The sequence below is a fragment of the Pseudoalteromonas luteoviolacea S2607 genome, from assembly GCF_001625575.1.
GTDB lineage: Bacteria > Pseudomonadota > Gammaproteobacteria > Enterobacterales > Alteromonadaceae > Pseudoalteromonas > Pseudoalteromonas luteoviolacea_E.
This window is the reverse complement of the sequence record NZ_AUXV01000010.1, coordinates 1-17,366: the sequence shown is the minus strand read 5'-3', so window position 1 is coordinate 17,366 and position 17,366 is coordinate 1. Positions and strand designations below refer to the sequence as shown.

General features: G+C 42.2%; 9 protein-coding genes and 1 tRNA gene. 1 reads left to right on the top strand and 9 read right to left on the bottom strand.

The window, feature by feature from the left end; genetic code table 11:
- Nucleotides 1-139: 139 nt before the first annotated feature.
- The 6 genes from recD to N480_RS07810 form a co-directional block, all read right to left on the bottom strand.
- Nucleotides 140-2,023: an exodeoxyribonuclease V subunit alpha gene (gene recD / locus N480_RS07835; protein WP_063371965.1), complete on the bottom strand. Its 1,884-nt coding sequence runs from the start codon at nt 2,021-2,023 to the stop codon at nt 140-142.
- On the bottom strand, nt 2,023-5,556 hold the full coding sequence (gene recB / locus N480_RS07830) for an exodeoxyribonuclease V subunit beta (protein WP_063371964.1): 3,534 nt from the start codon (nt 5,554-5,556) through the stop codon (nt 2,023-2,025). The genes recD and recB overlap by 1 nt, the downstream gene beginning before the upstream one ends.
- The gene (recC, locus tag N480_RS07825; RefSeq protein WP_063371963.1) at nt 5,543-8,839 is read right to left on the bottom strand and encodes an exodeoxyribonuclease V subunit gamma; all 3,297 of its coding nucleotides are present in this window, start codon (nt 8,837-8,839) and stop codon (nt 5,543-5,545) included. Before recC ends, recB begins: the two co-directional genes overlap by 14 nt.
- 107 nt (nt 8,840-8,946) lie before the next feature.
- On the bottom strand, nt 8,947-9,975 hold the full coding sequence (locus tag N480_RS07820; RefSeq protein ID WP_063371962.1) for a GGDEF domain-containing protein: 1,029 nt from the start codon (nt 9,973-9,975) through the stop codon (nt 8,947-8,949).
- A gap of 228 nt (nt 9,976-10,203) precedes the next feature.
- Entirely contained in the window at nt 10,204-11,184 is a 981-nt protein-coding gene (locus N480_RS07815) for a sensor domain-containing diguanylate cyclase (protein WP_063371961.1), read from the bottom strand.
- 94 nt (nt 11,185-11,278) lie between these two features.
- On the bottom strand, nt 11,279-12,364 hold the full coding sequence (locus N480_RS07810; protein WP_063371960.1) for a 5-methyltetrahydropteroyltriglutamate--homocysteine methyltransferase: 1,086 nt from the start codon (nt 12,362-12,364) through the stop codon (nt 11,279-11,281).
- 167 nt (nt 12,365-12,531) lie between these two features.
- Here N480_RS07810 and N480_RS07805 point away from each other — a divergent pair, with 167 nt between their 5' ends.
- On the top strand, nt 12,532-13,011 hold the full coding sequence (locus tag N480_RS07805) for a hypothetical protein (RefSeq protein ID WP_063371959.1): 480 nt from the start codon (nt 12,532-12,534) through the stop codon (nt 13,009-13,011).
- A 40-nt stretch (nt 13,012-13,051) separates the two neighbouring features.
- Here the strand turns inward: N480_RS07805 and N480_RS07800 are convergent, their stop codons facing one another.
- The 3 genes from N480_RS07800 to nadA form a co-directional block, all read right to left on the bottom strand.
- Nucleotides 13,052-15,625 (bottom strand): serine/threonine-protein kinase, encoded by a 2,574-nt coding sequence (locus N480_RS07800; RefSeq protein ID WP_063371958.1) that lies wholly within the window; start codon nt 15,623-15,625, stop codon nt 13,052-13,054.
- Nucleotides 15,626-15,970: 345 nt separating this feature from the next.
- Nucleotides 15,971-16,061 (bottom strand) — tRNA-Ser (locus tag N480_RS07795).
- A gap of 98 nt (nt 16,062-16,159) precedes the next feature.
- Nucleotides 16,160-17,203 carry a quinolinate synthase NadA gene (gene nadA, locus N480_RS07790; RefSeq protein ID WP_063371957.1) on the bottom strand — a complete coding sequence of 348 codons (1,044 nt, stop codon included), beginning with the start codon at nt 17,201-17,203 and terminating at the stop codon, nt 16,160-16,162.
- Between the last annotated feature and the right edge of the window lie 163 nt (nt 17,204-17,366).

The following is a 17,366-nucleotide window of genomic DNA, read 5'->3' as shown; positions in this document are numbered from 1 at the left end:
TCAATAAAAAAGGCCGCCATACTACATAAGGCGGCACATTCACTGGGCAATATTAAAGCAGTTATTTGTCGTCCGTCTGCTTCACACATAACAATAGCCCAATATCAAAATGAAACAAATAAAAAACATGTTATTTACGTTAATTTAGCCTCATTCTTAGCCCAGAGCTCCTGCCCACTGATTTTTTCATGGCAAGCCTTAGTACCTGTGGCTGACAAACAAGCTCAAAATGACTTTTAGCTCGAGTAATACCCGTGTAAACCAGCTGCCTGTTAACCCCTTGTCTGGCCCTTTGTATAGGCGGTAGTATCATTGCAGTATGATCAAACTCAGATCCCTGAGACTTATGTATTGTCATCACATAGACTAATTCATGGCTCGGTAACCGTGCTGGATTAAAAACCCTCAAATAACCCTGCTCATCTATAAAAGTTGCCTGTAATTGACCGCCTTCAATAGGCAATATAATACCTATATCGCCGTTAAAAAGCTTAAGTTGATAGTCATTTTGCGTGATCATAATAGGCATCCCAGCATAGTAACGATTGTAAGGGTAAATTAAACCGCGCTCAGCCAATTTGCGCTCAACACGCTTATTAAGTTCGTTAACGCCATAAGGTCCTTCTCTAACCGCTGCTAGTAATTGGTATTGCGAAAATAGGCCATGAATTATCTCGGGGCTTTGTTGTGCTTGCATCGCTTGTAAATATTCACTGTAGCGAGACGCTGCACGTTCGATCATGTGCAAATATGCCTCATTAGTCAGGTTAAATAGACTAAGTTCACCAAACCCCTGCTGCAACACCCAATCTAAATGTTGCTGATCATTATTATTTACTGCCAGAGCCAATTGGCCAATACCACTGTTACTTTTGAATCGGTGACTTTTTTGTAGAAATGCCATCGCATCTTGAAGTTTATAGGCACTTTTAGCGCCACTAAGCTGCGCACGTCCATTAAAACAAAGTTCATTGAGTTGCTGTGCACGTGTTTGAGAATAGGTGGGGCTTTTGCCCAGTATCAAATCCGCACACAAATCATTGAGAATACACCCTGTATCAACGGACGCGAGCTGATCTTTATCACCCAACAAGTACAATCGAGCACCTTCAGGCAACGCTTCAACCAGCTTTGTCATCAAAGAGAGATCCACCATCGATGCTTCGTCAACTATGAGTAAATCAAGGTGTAGTGGATTGGTGGCATCGTGCTTGTACTTATTACTGTTTGGGATCACACCCAGCAAACGGTGAATGGTTTGCGCTTGTTCAGGAATTCTCGCGGCAAGTTCAGAGTCCAATGACAAACGCCCTTTTGCTCCAATAATAGATTCACTCAGTCGTGCGGCAGCTTTTCCGGTAGGCGCAACTAATTTTATCGTCAAAGGCGCACTTTGGTACAATGACTGTAAAATGGCTAATAGTTTTGTCACAGTTGTCGTTTTGCCAGTTCCAGGGCCACCTGTAATAACACAAAATGCGCTTAAAGCAGCAATTGCACACGCAACCTTTTGCCAATCTACTTCATCTAAGTCTTGTTGTGGAAAATAATGGCTGAGTAGGTCACATAGCCTTTCGTGATCGATGGAAATGGGCCTACTTGCCAATGCGGTAAATCGCTGAGCAAGATAAGTCTCATAGTTCGCCAAACGGGCCAGATAAAGCCGACCTTCAAACAATACTAGGGGCTTATCTTCTCCCACGGCTGCATGCTGCTCAAGTGCCGAGATAGCTTTACCCTGCTCTATAAATGGCGTTAGTTCTTGGTTGTCGGTAAGTAGTTCGCTTTGCAATGAAAAAGGGTTAAACCAGTCTACATCAGCTAAAACTAAGCAGCTATTTTGACTCTGCTCAGCTTGTAGTAACAGCAAAATCAAATAGAAGACATCGCCCGTATTACCCTGACAGAGCAACTTAGCCAATGCAATATCGACTTCTCTGGTTTTGTTTTGGTCCAATAAAGTGGCTTGAAACTGCGTATCATTGAATGAGTCTTGGCCAAAGTCTAGAGAAAATTGAGACATTACGCTTCCTCCTGTTCAAACAAGGCATCTAGCATAAATAGCTGCGACTCTGTTAACTGGTTAAAATAAATTCCGCCACCATCGGGCAACGCTCTGAGGAAAAGATAATATACTCCTCCAAGGTGCGCATGTGGTTGATAATTTTTTAAGCGATATTTAAGCAGCCTATGCAATGCGACGGTATAGATTAAATACTGTAAATGATACTGATGTGATGACATTGCTGAGTGTAAATTTTCATCGTTATAGTCTTCGACCTTATCTCCTAAATAGTTCGACTTATAATCTAGAATGTAATATTTATCCTGCCATCTGAAAATAAGATCAATGAAACCTTTGAGCATGCCTTGAACGTCCTCAAATCTCAAAAAGCTGGGCTGTCCTGTGATCTCACTTACGACTTTGTTGAGCCTGCTCGATTGAAGTTTTTTAAGTGGTAAGAAAAACTCCATTTCTACTAGACAGTCTTGAGGCTTTAACGCACTCAGTGAAAGCTCACCACAGGGCGAAAGAGGTGCATTGAGACTATGTTCGACCCAATTACACACTAACTCCAACCACTCTGTATCTATCTGATATTTGTCTAAACACGCTGCTGCGGCTTCTGGAAGCGTTAACTTGTCTGAGTCCATGGGGGAGTGAACATTGGTAAAATCAATTTGTTCATATATTTCATGTAAACAACTCCCCGCTTTGGCACCTTTTACGAACGTATAAGGTGACTTTATCGGTGTCTTTTTGAGTGTTGGTAGGTCAAGTTCATGATGCTCATCTAACGCACCAGACGGACGTTCGTCATGATGCGACAAATAACTCAGTTGGCTAAAGCTCGTTGTACGCCAATCACACTCAATCTCGGCAGGTTGTGCTTTAACTGATAACTTCTCAACATCTTTTTGTCCATCCGGCTCAAAACTGTGTTGTTCTGCTTCACAACAAATCTCTAACGACATAGCCTGATGCGATTCGCAAATTGTGTGTAAGGCAGTGTGCCAATCTTGCGCGCCTTTAAACTGGGTGTTGGCAAATAATGCATAGCCAAGCGCCGTTTGATTAATCCCAATTTTTTTGCTTCTTCCCAGCGGTAAATTGTACAAACCAAGTTCACAAAAGTGCACTGCTCGCGTAAGCGCAACATAAAGTAATCGAATGTCTTCTGCCAAACGCTCCTTGGCCGCTTTTTCTTGCGCAACTGCGTCTGCTTCTAAATCAACTACCAACGTGCTGTCTTGATGATATACAACTTCATTAGGCTCTCGATACCCTGTCGCAAACGGCATGTAAACAATTGGGTATTCAAGGCCTTTAGATGCATGCATGGTGACAATTTTCACTAAATTTGCGTCGCTTTCCAATCGCAGCTGTGCGCCATCAAGCGTCAATTCTGAGCATTGAATGCTTAACCACCTAAGCACCCGTTGCGTACCTTCTAATTCTATTTGCTTGTGCTGCAACAGCTCAGCAAGATGTCGGTAGTCGGTTAACCAACGCTCAACTTCATAGCCACAGCGCTGCCATGTATCTGCCAATTGATTGTGTACGAGTAACTTCTCTAACATCGCCATCGCACCGCTGCGATACCAAACCTGTTTTAGCTCCGCAAACAGGTCCAAGTAGCTTTGCCATTGCTGTTCATTTTGAGACAGCGCGAATATTTGCTCGTAATCTAGCGAGAAAAGCGGTGCAGCAAGGACCCCTCGTAATGCTGCTTCATCATAAGCACCATGTAGCACATGTAAAAATTGACTCAGAGCCTTTGCAATTGGCTGTCCAAATACACTGTCCCGTGCAAGGTATACTGCGCTAACACCACTGGCTTTTAGAGCCTGCTTCATCACACTGGCTTCATTTCTGTCTCTTACCAAGACACAAATGTCAGCAGCTTTTACAGGTTCGCCACCAATATGTGCTTGACCAGCTTTTGCTTTGGCGAGCAAGGCCGCAATTTTTGTTGCAAAAATCTCTGCCAACATCGGATATGCATGTGCTTTACTGGCAATTTCCCCCCCATTGTCATAGACGCAAAATCGCAACACACTCGTTGAATCACCTACGATCGATAAACTTTTATCGCTGGGTTTGCCCTGCGCATCTACTGAATAGAATGGAATGGCATCATTAAAGATAAAACTATTGTCATGCTGGGTAAAAATAGCATTTACACTTTCTACAACCGTTTTAGCTGAGCGGTAATTCTTTGCTAATGTAAAGTGCCGAGTTTGCTCAACAGCCTGCTTAGCACCAATATACGTGAAAATATCCGCCCCTCTAAAGCCATAAATCGCCTGTTTGGGGTCGCCTATCATTGTCAACCCGTTGCTTTCTCGATTTCGGTAAATAGTGCTAAAAATGCCGTATTGAACAGGATCTGTATCCTGAAACTCGTCAATGAGTGCGACCGGATATTGCTGAGCAATTTTGTTCGCTAAGTCTTCACCTACTTCTGAATGCAACGCTTGAAATAAGTTACTCAACAAGTCATCTGGAGAAATCGTACTCTGCATGTGCTTATGTTGCATTAAAATGGCTTTTACATGCTCTAAGGCATGCTGCAACAATGCAATAGGAAACAGACGCTTAACTTTGTGGTGTAAACTCGCCATCTCATCAAATTGGGCAATCATTGAATGGTTAATCAGTACTGCGTTCTTTTTGTAGTTTTTCGGGTCGCTTAACTGAGCACTGCCCCACAAAGAAAATGAATGTCCACTGCTACCAAATTCAAAGTACCAGTGATCCGACTCACTATATTCTGCCAATGCCTGGATATTTCCTTTTCGCCCTGGCGCTTTGTTCTTAGCGAGTTCAGAGCGCTCTATACACCCGATAAAGTCAGACTCTCGCAGAGCGATTTTAAACTGCATACCGCGTTGCTGATACTGTGTTCTCGCCGCCAACACTTCCTCTAATTTTACCTGCGGCGTCAAGACGGCATTCGATTTACTCAAAAGTGGCAACAACTTTTTCATTAAACTTTGTGGATGAGCAAACTGCTCCAACACAAGCGCCGTTTGTTCCTTATCTAATACATATAAAAACCTGCGCCAATAATCCTCAATGGCTGTTTTGACTAGTTCGGTTTCATCCAGAATAAATTCCAAGTTAAAACTCAGCCTAGATTCAAAGGCATGTTGCTTTAGCATTCTTTGACAAAAGCCATGAATAGTAAAAATCGCCGCTTCATCCATCGACTTAGCAGCTGCGTCAAGCAACGTAAACGCTTTTTGTTTATCGTCGACCTGGGATAACAACGCGGTGACTATTGGATCTTCACAAGGGGCACCTAACAAGGCATCTCTTGCATCAATAATTCTCGCCCTAACTCGGTCTTTGATTTCTTGCGTTGCCGCCTCGGTAAAGGTAACAACCAAGATTTGCTCAACCCCAAGCACCGCTTCTTGATCCTTGCCAGTCAGCCCTAATAAATAACGTAAATACAAAGCCGTAATCGTGTATGTTTTGCCCGTACCAGCACTCGCTTCAATTAAATTATGGCCATGCAACGGCATTGAAAGTGGATTAAGCATCTCCATGCTGAGTCTCCTGCTCAAGTGCGATCATAGGGCCTAAAATAGATTTACTTAATGACATAAACTCTTCAAGGCAAGACTCAAGCGCGCTAAAATTAAGCGCCACATACGGATCTTCTGACTCACCTACACCAATATACTGTCCACCAGCAAATTTACTTTGTGCTTTGCTCAAATCATCACTGCTGGCAAACGCATAACTTGTGGCAGGAAAGAATGGCACTGGCCGAGTTATAACTTGCTTATAGAAATCAACCCATTCATAAAGTAGCTGCTCCGCACTCTGGCCGTCTATTGGCTCAAAAGTCACTTGTTCATCTAACCCTACAACCACCGTTGGCATTGTTGAGATGGTTAAATTAGCTAACAGGTGATATATAAATGCCCTTATTTTATCTTTTGCTTTAATGCTCGCTGGGCGATAAAACACTTGTTTGTTGGCAGTTAGTTTATCTAGCCAGCCAACCAGTTTTACATCATTAATTTTTAAGGAAACTTCAACCGGTGCACGCAAGTCCGTCAGGTGTGACTTTAATGCGCCTACCATAGGTAAAACACGTTGCTGAAGAGACTCTAGCTGGATCTCACCGATAAACGCTTGTCCAAGTTCCCCCCTTTGTAAGACTTGTGCGGCTTTAATAGGTGAATTACTCAAATTGCTCTCGACTATTTCTTGTAAATATTGGTATCTGGTAAGTGGATCTAATGCAAAAGGTTCTGAGTCATCTTGATAATCAGCCACGGGGTTTATTTTTACCCCCAAACAGTATTGGTAAAAATAATTTTGCGGTGCAATACAAGCACGCATCAATTGATTGATTTCTAGCTCATCAGGTAATTGGCATTCAATAGGTGAGGCAACTGTCGATGTTTGCGCTTCAAATGACAACAGCCAATTGGGGTTGTAACTATGCTGCGAGCCGTCTGTGTAATGAATAGGGTTAAACGGTTGGAGCGGCGCATACAGCTTCAGGTTTTTACTTGGTTTAATCGCACGCTCAGGGTAGTAAAAGCTGCGATCAATATATTCAAACAGCTCGCTCACTAACACTGAAGGTACTTGAACCTCGTTATTAAAACATGAGCGACCAATAAAACTGATATAAAAGTGTTGCCGAGCACTCAATAGTGCTTCCAAAAACAGATATCTATCGTCCAATTTTCGTGAACGGTCACCTTTTCGGCGTGTCGAGTTCGGGACCAAATCAAACCCAATTGGCTGTACTTGTCTGGGGTAATCGGCATCATTCATACCAAGCAAGCACACAACCTTAAAGGGTACAGCACGCATCGGCATCAGAGTACAGAAATTAACAGCTCCCGCTAGAAAACGCTGTCCAACACCTTTTTCTTGAATTCCTTGCTTTATTAAGTAAGCCAAAACTCGAGGCTCAACTACCCCTGACATATCCCCATTGTCAAAATGTTTTTGCAAAGTGTCGGTTAGTTTAATAAGCAACATCAAGTCCCAACTTTGTTCGGCTTCTTGATGGTAAAATTGGCCAATTAACTGCTTTAACAACTCTGCTTTTTGAGCTAAATTTGCTGGCTTATTGAGGTTTGTTTTTGCAACATGCAACGCCTCGATAAATGCAACTAATTTACTCAACGTATTAATTGCCATTCCTTCAACTAAATCAGCCGGATATACATCTTCAAAAGCAATATCCTCACGTGCACTTGCGACGCCTAACAACAAGCGATTAAGGCCATGCAACCAAGTATTTAGAGGAATTTCAGGTAAACTATGTTCTGCTTTATTACTTGCATCCAACCCCCACTTAATGGCCACCTGCTCTAACCAATATTTAATCTGCTCAAACTCCCGCTCTTCAACTTCAAAGCGACTGGCAATGGCCTCCACACCTAACAAATCCAAAATATCTGACACACCAAATCGGCTGAAAGGTAAATTAACTAAAGTCACAAAAGAGGTGAGTACCGGCTTTTCTTGTTCAATCGCCATATCTGCCAAAGCAAATGGAATTTTGCGTGTTTCTTGTGCACTGCCAAAAACCGCCTCAATATAAGGGCTGTAACGCCCTACATCTGGCATCATCACAATCACATCTTTAGGCGTTAAATCTGGATGCTGATTGAACAGTCCTAACAAATGATCATGCAAACATTCAACTTCTCTTAAAGGCGTATGGCAATCTTGTAACCTGATGCTATTGTCATCTAAACCGATTGCAATTTTGCCTTCATCATTGACAAACCAGTTTGGATCTGCTTGCAGTGACTCGCCTTTAAAGGCTAATTGATAAACTTCTTCCTGGATTTTAGACAATAGACTGTCTGTAAAATCCTCTACAAAACCATCAAGCCATCGTGCATCTAGTTGTAGTAATTGTTCAAGATAATCTCGCCCTAGCTTCCCCCAAGAGGACAACAAAGGGTTGCCGACGTTATAGTAGTCTTGCTCTTGGTCATTCTGAGCATCAATGGATGGGCGCTTAGCAAATTTTGCATTGATCTTTGCCTGTGTTTTTTCATCTACCAAGTCTCCCCAGTAATGCTCGCTGGGGTTAAAAAAGAAAAGTAATACCTCGGTTTTGCTGCCCAATGCCTGAAAAACTTCCAGCTGACTTGTAGGCATAGCCGACAAACCAAAAATAGAAATACGCTCTGGCAACTCATCAGCTCGCGCATTTGTCAGTGCTGTGATTAATTGCTCGTGCATATTTGCACGGTTGTAGGCGCTTTGTCCCAGCTGCTGCGTATGAGAAAGCAGCGCACGCCATAAGTCTGGTTGCCAATTTGCTATCGTTACATCAACGTCAGTTAGCTTGTCTTCCCCAGATTCCCAAACAGCTAACCAATCCGGCCTATACATCAAATATTGGTCATAGACATCGGCAATTTTCTCACACAGTGAGAACAGCTTTAGTTCATCTAGCTCCTCAGTATTGGAATCAGACACATCATTTGCTTCTAGTCCCAAATAATTAGCCAAAGCTGAGTATTCTGATACATGAAGTTTCGTAGGCAGAATATTAAATAGCTTCCACGTCATATTGGCTTTGTTGTAAGGTGACTCAGCAGGTACATCCGGCAGAAACTGTTGATATAGGCGCCATATAAAACTGAGTGGCAGCGGAAAATCTATCTGTGCAGCAACGCCCACACGTGTACTCAGGCCATTTTTAAGCCACTGCGACATGCCCGGTGATTGTACCAGCACAATTTCTTGTTGAAATGGATCATCGAGTGGCGCCGTTTTCATTACCGTATTAAATTGGCTTTGCAGCGCTTCCATACGATTAGACTGAATTATATGCAACATAAGAACTTAGCTGGAAATAGACAAGGATCAACAGTTTAAAAAAAATGTCTAAGATAGAACAGTAAAATAATCAAATAACGTCCTAATAAAGACGCAATATCGACTCATTAGAACAAGTCGATATCACTGCTCTCAATATGGCTTGTAACCTGTTTACGAGATACCAGTTCCTCGTAAAAGCTCACTTGATCTCTACCGTGCTCTTTCGCAAAATACAGTGCCTTATCGGCATTTTCTAGTACATTAATTGGAAAATCATAAGGGCTTATACGGGCTAATCCCACACTGACAGTTAACTGCTTAACAAACGGGAACTGTGTTTGGCGCACCAAATTAAGAAACTTACTCATTTTATCCTTGATGGACTCGTAATCAGCCGGTTCAAACACAATAACGAATTCCTCGCCACCAAACCGGAACAACAAGTCCGTCGAACGAAAAAAATCCTGCATACGCTGCGCCAAAATCAGCAGCACTTCGTCACCGCAAACATGCCCGTACGTATCATTCACATTTTTGAAGTGATCGATGTCAATCATCGCTAACCAAGACGTTGCACCTTGGTGTTGAGAGCGAAGACCTTTGCCATCTCTAATCGCTCTATTTTGCTCAATCATCTGCTTCTCTAACAGTTGTTTAAGCTTTTTATCGAATGTTTGCCGATTCAACAGACCCGTTAACTTGTCTCTTTCATTTTCGCGCAGAATAGTTAAGTAGTTTTCATAAATACGCACAAACGCATTTAACATGACTTGTTGCGCACTGTCTAACCCTTCACATTCCACTTCAATAGCGCCAACGGGGGTGTCATGAATAACAATTGGTAACCAACGCCGTTCTGTTCCAGAAGGATCTTGCATCGTGATACTACATGCGGACTGTAAACACGAACTAAGCTCTCTATGTGGCATATCAATGACTTCTCGATCTAGCCACTCGTACTCTCCGATGTCTCTTACATTTAATGATAAACTGCGTTCGACATTACACGGCCCATTGCCACTGATTGTCTTATATACCGAGATACTCTGACACACTATAAATTCCTGTATCGTGGACAGTAAGCTATATTCTAGTGAGTCGATATCTCTCGTTTTAGTAATTCTAATTACTGAATTTAACAACTCTTCTTGCATCACACGCCCATAAGGTACTTATTGTCTTACGCAACCAGAGTTTTAAAACCACTAGTCTGCACTCTATATGAAACCAGAAGTAAGGCGTACCGGCCCAACCCTTCTGGGTTCAGTGAAATTTCACGCTCAAGGCATCATGCTTAATTATTGGTCATTTTTCTATGTTCAGCAATGGAAAATTCCATATTGCATTGAATGAGCCTACAGCGTCTCTGGTTACAGAAAAGATTAATTACATACAGTGACTTTATTGCGACCACTATTCTTTGACTGGTATAAAGCTTTGTCCAATCTTTGCAGGAACGCCGTAAGTTCTTCCCCTTTAATAATTTGTGCAACCCCAAAGCTTGCTGTCACTTGTTTAGCACATGAGAGTTCAATGGCTGCCAATACAGTTCTTAGCTTTTCGGCAGCAATAGCAGCGTGTTCGCATGCGGTGTTTTGACACACTATTAAAAACTCTTCACCTCCCCACCTACCACAAATATCTGCACTACGCATATGGCTACTCATCATATTTGCGACCGTGGTCAGCACAATATCTCCTGTCTGGTGGCCAAATAGGTCGTTAAATTGTTTAAAACTGTCCAAGTCCAACAAGATTGCAGAGCAGTCGCTTTGATAACGCTGTACTATATCGTGTTGGCTAACGAGCACTTCATTCATCTTTCGTCTGTTATACAGGCCGGTCAAATCATCCGTGACAGACAACAACTCTAACTGCATTGCATTGCACTTTTCGTCTGTAATGTCTTGCATGAGGCCAACAGAGTTAAGCGGTTGCCCAATCGAATTGTAAAAAGTCTCACAGAAATGCTTGATATATCGAGTTTGGCCATCTGGAGTTTTAATACTATGTTCAAACACTTTTTTCTGTCCGCCGAGAACAACATCTTCAGTGATTGACTGTGCGATGTTGTTATCATTCTCGCTAATAATCAATTCAAGAAATGCATCCCAACTAAGTGTGTTAGTTTTGGTTTCTCCGCCCAATAACAGAATTTGAAGCTCTTCAGACAGGGTCAGTTTATAGCTCAGATGATTTAAGCTCCACGTACCGACTTTCGCCAGCTGTTGGATTTCTCTCAGTTTATGAATTTCCAGCTTTGAGGCCGATACCATTTGAGAGAGCCGATGATTCTCCATCTCTAAAGCAATAATTTGTTGCTCCAGCAACTCAATTTGCAGCTTTGATGACTCGTCGCTCATAGACACCACATATAGCTCAACGAATAAAAGTCACATCTATCGACTCTGAGAAACAGAACTGACTTGCATGTAAAACGATTGGCCATAAACAACCCTACTTTCTACTCAACAAGATCTGTTCAGCCAATTTAGTTCCAGCCAATCTTGCACTGATTTTTTGATATGCAATATCTCTGGCGGTGGAAATATCGTCAGCAAATGGAGAAAAACCACAATCATCCGTCGTGCCAAGCTGAGATACGGGAATGAAGTTTGCCGCCATTAAAATAAGATCACGAACGTCTTCTGCGCTTTCAATATTGGGGTCTATAGGGTTAGTCACACCGATAAAAACTTGTTGCGAGGGTTTGATAATACTGCCTAACAGTCGCAGCACTTTTTTAGGGTCTTGCTCCCCCCTCAAAGCAACATAAAAACAACCCGCATTGATATTAAATAATGTTGGCAATAAATGTTTATAATCTATTTCTGCACTGTGTGTCGCATCAATATCTGCGCCTGGGCATGTGTGCACGCCAATGCGCTGGCGCTCTGATTCACTAAACTCCGCTAAACACGTATTAATAAGATCAACAAATGACTGTAACATACCACCCGAAGGGTCAAGTTTTAAAGACAACCTTGCTTCTGTAAAGTCAATCTGCACTTTATGCGCTCCAAGTGCCAAACACCTTTTTACCTCAGAAACATGCTCCTTGATTAAGTCATTTATAAACTGTTGATGGCTATACCCCGCCAACCCATTTGGTGGGTACACCAAGCTGAGCATCGACGGCGAAATCACTGCTTGCTTGACTGGTTTGGTAGTTTGTTTAATAGCAAACGCCAAAAATTCATCTGCTGTGTGCTCATACTTAAATGGCGCTTTACAAAGGTGAGGTGCAAATAAGCGCTTGTGCCCATCAGAAAAATCAACCACTAACCCCTGTTCACCAAAACGCGGCGAGTGATGAAGGCAGTAGTGAGCAAATCCATCAAACTTTCTTTGCTCTCCATCACTGAGTACTTCACAACCTAACGTTTCTAATTCATGCATTACCTGTGAGGTTTCTCTTTCAGCCATTTGATTCAGTTCACCATAGGATAACCGACCCTCACAATAGTTTAGATACGCTTTTATCAGCTCATCAGAGCGAGGAATCGAACCAATTTGTTCAGATGGTATTTTGGCTAGTTTCATTCTTGAAATAATCACAACGGAGTCTAATGTAAGTATAGCAGCACAAAAAATAATATGGACTTTGCAGCGCTGCGGTGTAATACGCTGTAATACATTCTTGTGCTAGCTTTACCTTCAATGTCTCAACGTAGCTAAACCACACGATGTAAACTTGAAAAGGAGTTAACATGGACACGCCAAACACATTCTATTTCGATATTTTACAAGAAAAATCCGAGCAAGAAGTCATAATACCTGACCAAAATAAGGATCAATTAGAGACTATTACCACTTGGGTAATCCATCGACAAGTCGATGGCGCGTCGGGAACGGTCAATTATGTAGAAAAGCCCATTATCATAGAGGGAAAGGATCAGGAATACACATTGATATTTACCGTTAAGCAGACAGGCTTTAGATTTTCTGACTCGCTACCACTATTTGATCTTATCATTAACCCAGCTACGCAACAGTTTTCCTATGAGCTTTCCGATGATAAAACAGAATGTAGAGTGATTGTTTCGAAGAAAGAATCAGCGACGACCGCAGCTGAAGCACGCTTTAATTTTTTGCTGACTCAAATAGACATAGTCACTAATGACAGCACACTCGAATTACAACATACAGCACCCATCGATCCAGTGATAGTGATTCGAAGACCTAAATAAATTTATAGGTGGGCCTATAAATTTAGGCCCACTGCGATGTTCACAGTCCCTTGCACACCTTAGAAGCCTTCACTTCAGATAGCGCCACTTTGAACTCCTCGTAATGACACAGTGGGCGAAACCATGGAAAGTCGAACCAGCTAGCTTCATACCCACCTGCAATTGACTCTTTAAAGTGCAATAGGCCTGACTTTGTTTCTCCGGACAGTGTATAAATAATCGCAGCACTGTAGGCGTAGCGAATTTTATCCGTGGATAGCTTTATTGCGTTGTACAGGGCTGCTAACGCATTTTTGTGTTGTCCTGTTTGTGCGTATGCCTGACCAATTTCTAAATAACTGTTAAAGTCTTGTTTGCCATTATTCAGTTCTATCACTTTTCTATAGTGATTATGTGCTTGATCGATATCCTCAAGCAATATATTAATATCTGCTAAATTGAGTATAAAAGCACTATTGTCAGGGCTCATTGAGACCGCTTTTTGCGCGTTTTTTAGCGCTTCTAGCCCATTACCTGTCACCATATACCCAAGCGCTAAGTTGTTATGATCAATTGCATTCATATTCTCCGCGCCAACTTCGTTGTACAAGGTAATGCCAAGTAATATGTTGCCCTCTAAAAAGTGTATATCTGCAAGCAGTTTATTTGCTTCCTTATACCAAGGATACTCACTCCTTATAAACTCAAGTGTCTCTCGTGATTCTGTTATCTGAGAGTTGTCATACAGTGCATTTGCTAGATTAAAGTAGGTCTTTAGGTTTGGATTGAGCTGCAAAGACTGTTTAAAGTTTGCGATAGCAAGTGGTAAGTCGTATTTTCCCTGAGCTAAATTGCCTCTAAGGTGATAAACCAGTGCAGACTCGCCATATAGGGCTAACCTGTCAAATAACCCCTCAACGAGGTGTTCTTGACCACTTTCAATGGCAATGTATAACTTATCAACTAAGTATGCCTTGGACTCACTGTACTCCCTTGGTACCGATTCAAAAACACGTTTCAGTCGCTCTAAAATACGTTTATCCGCATCAATGTAATACAGCTCTAAGCCTATTTCCCTGATCAACGAGTATAAAGAATAAAAGTTTGGATTTTGTTCAAGCAGTGCTATCGCTTGATCAAAATGAGCCCTCGTATACTGCCCCTTAAAGTTAACTTCATTATATAAATAGGCGAAGTGACGATATGCGATAGGGTTAACACGCTTGTTGACGCGCATGCCAATGTCGCTATTTCCCAAGATTTGAGCAGACAAAGAACGAAACATGGTATCAACTTCCATAAAGTCTCTGCTTTGAACACTTCCGCTCAATTCTTTTTCAACAACTAACTTATCACCACTAAGAAGAGACAACCGAACATGACATCTTTGAATGTCACATTTCGCTTTAGGAACTAGTACAATATCAGCACCTGTAGACTTCACCAAGCTCTCTAAACTTTCACTACCCTGGTGAGATGAGTAAGCCACCAACTCTAACAAGTCGGTATTTATGACAGCTTGCCTTATCGCGTTATCAATCGCAGATTTAGTCAAATATCCATCTTGCGCAACCCCCTCCGTCATTTGCATTTCAGGTTCTAACACAATGGCATATTCAATATCATCACCTTGGATTGATACAAGTAATAGCGCCACCGCAACTGCAAAAATAATCCCCACTAAGGGAAGGATAGCTCTAGGACGAAAGCCTCGCTGGCTGTGGGTTTGATTATTATTGGTGCCTGTAGAAGTTAAGTTGCTTGCAATATGGCTAATTTCGACAGTGTCTTCTGAACTGCCTTGCTCCTCTATTAACAAGATATTTTCTAATTCTGACACCACGAAGGCCATACTTTTTGGCCTATCCTTTGGCGACTTTTGTAATAGGCAGTGGCAAAACGCTTCAAGCTGGTGAGAAACAACTGACTCAACTGTATGTCCAGGTAAGGGATCATTGTTGACTATACTCTGTGCTAATAATTCCCCTTTATCCGTGCCAAAAGGATGCCTTTGATAGACTAACTCATAAACAAGAATACCAAACGAAAAAATATCGCTCGCTTGGGTGAGGCGCTCTCCTTCAATTTGTTCAGGTGACATTGCGCCATAGCTGCCATAGCTCTGATCATTGTTCGAGATAAAATGCTTGCCCTCTGAAATACTCGCAATACCAAAATCTGTCACCTTGACGACAGTGTTGTCGGTGATCAGAATATTTGTGGCTTTAATATCACAATGTAAAACTGAACGCTCATGAGAATAGCTAATCGCCAATGCTATCTGCCTAAGTAATTCAAGCTTTTCTGATAAGGACATTAAGGATTGTTTTTGGTACTGCGCTAATGTGCGTCCATTTACATACTCCATTACCAATAAAATACCTTTCTCGCTATCGATAACATCATAGAGCTGAACAATGTTTGGGTGATTCACCCTTGCCATCAGTCGAGCTTCACTCAGGGCGCTTTCTAGCCCGTGCTCATCCGATTTACCGAGCCGCTTTTTGAGGACTTTTACCGCAACTTCTCTATCCAATCTTGTATCGCGAGCTAAAAACACCTCTCCCATTCCACCTGAAGCAATATGCTTTAAGGGCTCTAAATAAGTATTAAAAAAGCATTGGTCATCATGCATTTAATCTACCTGCCTTGGATATAAAAGAGATGCAAACTATGGATAGTCTAACCTATTTATAAATTGAATAGTAAGCGTTGTAACCGAACAAAGCGCATACTGATTTAGAGTTGAACGAAGAAGAACTCCAAGGAAGTTTATCAGGCTGTAACACATAAGAGTGCAGGGTTAAATACCCTTTAGGCCACACATCTACAAAGATGCTTGAACAACACTACGGAAAGTGGATGCACAGTGAAATGCCAGATATGTCAAAGAAAGTAAGTGAACAACTTGGATTTGCCCCAAATTTGCCCCAAAAAACAAAAGCTGGAATTTAAATGGTTGATTTTAAAGGGGAAGGAATGGCGGAGAGAGAGGGAGTCGAACCCTCGATACGCTATAAACGTATACACGAGTTCCAGTCGTGCGCCTTAAGCCACTCAGCCATCTCTCCGCACTGAATGCGGGGCTAATACTATGAAAACCCCCGCCTTTTAGCAAGTACTTTTTTTGCAATCTAGTTTAACTGGTTAGATTACGGTCAATCTCGAATTAACCTTTTAAACTCGCTGAAAAGTCTAACATGCGATTTAGAGAACGCAGAGCGCCTTCTCGTAGCTCCATATCGACAAAGACTTCTTTACCTTCTGGGCTAATAAGTGCTTCTTCAATCGCTTGTAAGCCATTCATCGCCATCCAAGGACAATGAGCACAGCTGCGACAAGTCGCACCTTCACCTGCCGTTGGCGCCTCAAAAAATTCTTTTTCTGGGCAAAGCTGTTGCATTTTGTAGAAAATGCCACGATCTGTTGCGACGATGAATTTCTGGTTGTCCATGTCTTGTGCAGCTTTGATTAGCTGACTTGTAGAACCCACAGCATCAGCGAGGTCAACAATCTCTGCTGGCGACTCAGGATGTACCAGTACCGCAGCATCAGGATGCAAGGCTTTCATGTCTTTCAACGCTTTCGTTTTGAATTCGTCATGAACGATACACGCGCCATTCCACATGATCATATCCGCACCAGTCTTCTTCTGGATGTATGAACCTAGGTGCTTGTCTGGACCCCAAATAATCGTTTCACCTTCGGAATCTAAGTGCTCGACAATTTCAAGTGCACATGAAGAGGTCACAATCCAATCTGCACGGGCTTTAACTGCAGTAGACGTATTTGCGTATACAACCACCTTTCTTTCTGGGTGCTGATCACAGAATTTAGAAAACTCGTCGATCGGGCAACCAACATCCAGTGAACAAGTCGCTGCCAATGTCGGCATTACAACTGTTTTTTCTGGTGTTAAGATTTTAGCTGTTTCGCCCATGAAGCGTACACCAGCGACAATGATAATATCCGCGTTTTCTTGTTTGGCACCAAAACGCGCCATTTCAAGTGAATCCGCAACACAACCACCAGTCTCTTCGGCCAGCGCTTGGATCTCCGGATCCGTATAGTAATGGGCGACCAATACCGCATTTTTCTCTTTTAACAATGATTTAATGCGCGCTTTATACTGCGCTTTCTCTTCATCGTTTAACGGTGCTGGCTTTGGAGGAAATATATAATCCTCGGGCATGATTTGTTCTGCTAGACTCATTCTCTCGACCACATAGTCCACATTGCATAATTGGGGCGAATTATACGAAAAATACAGAGATAATCCTAGTAAATGACAAGATTAGGAAAGAATATTTAAGAATAAAAGAATAGGCTGAGAAATGGTGGGTCATGATGGACTTGAACCATCGACCAATGGATTA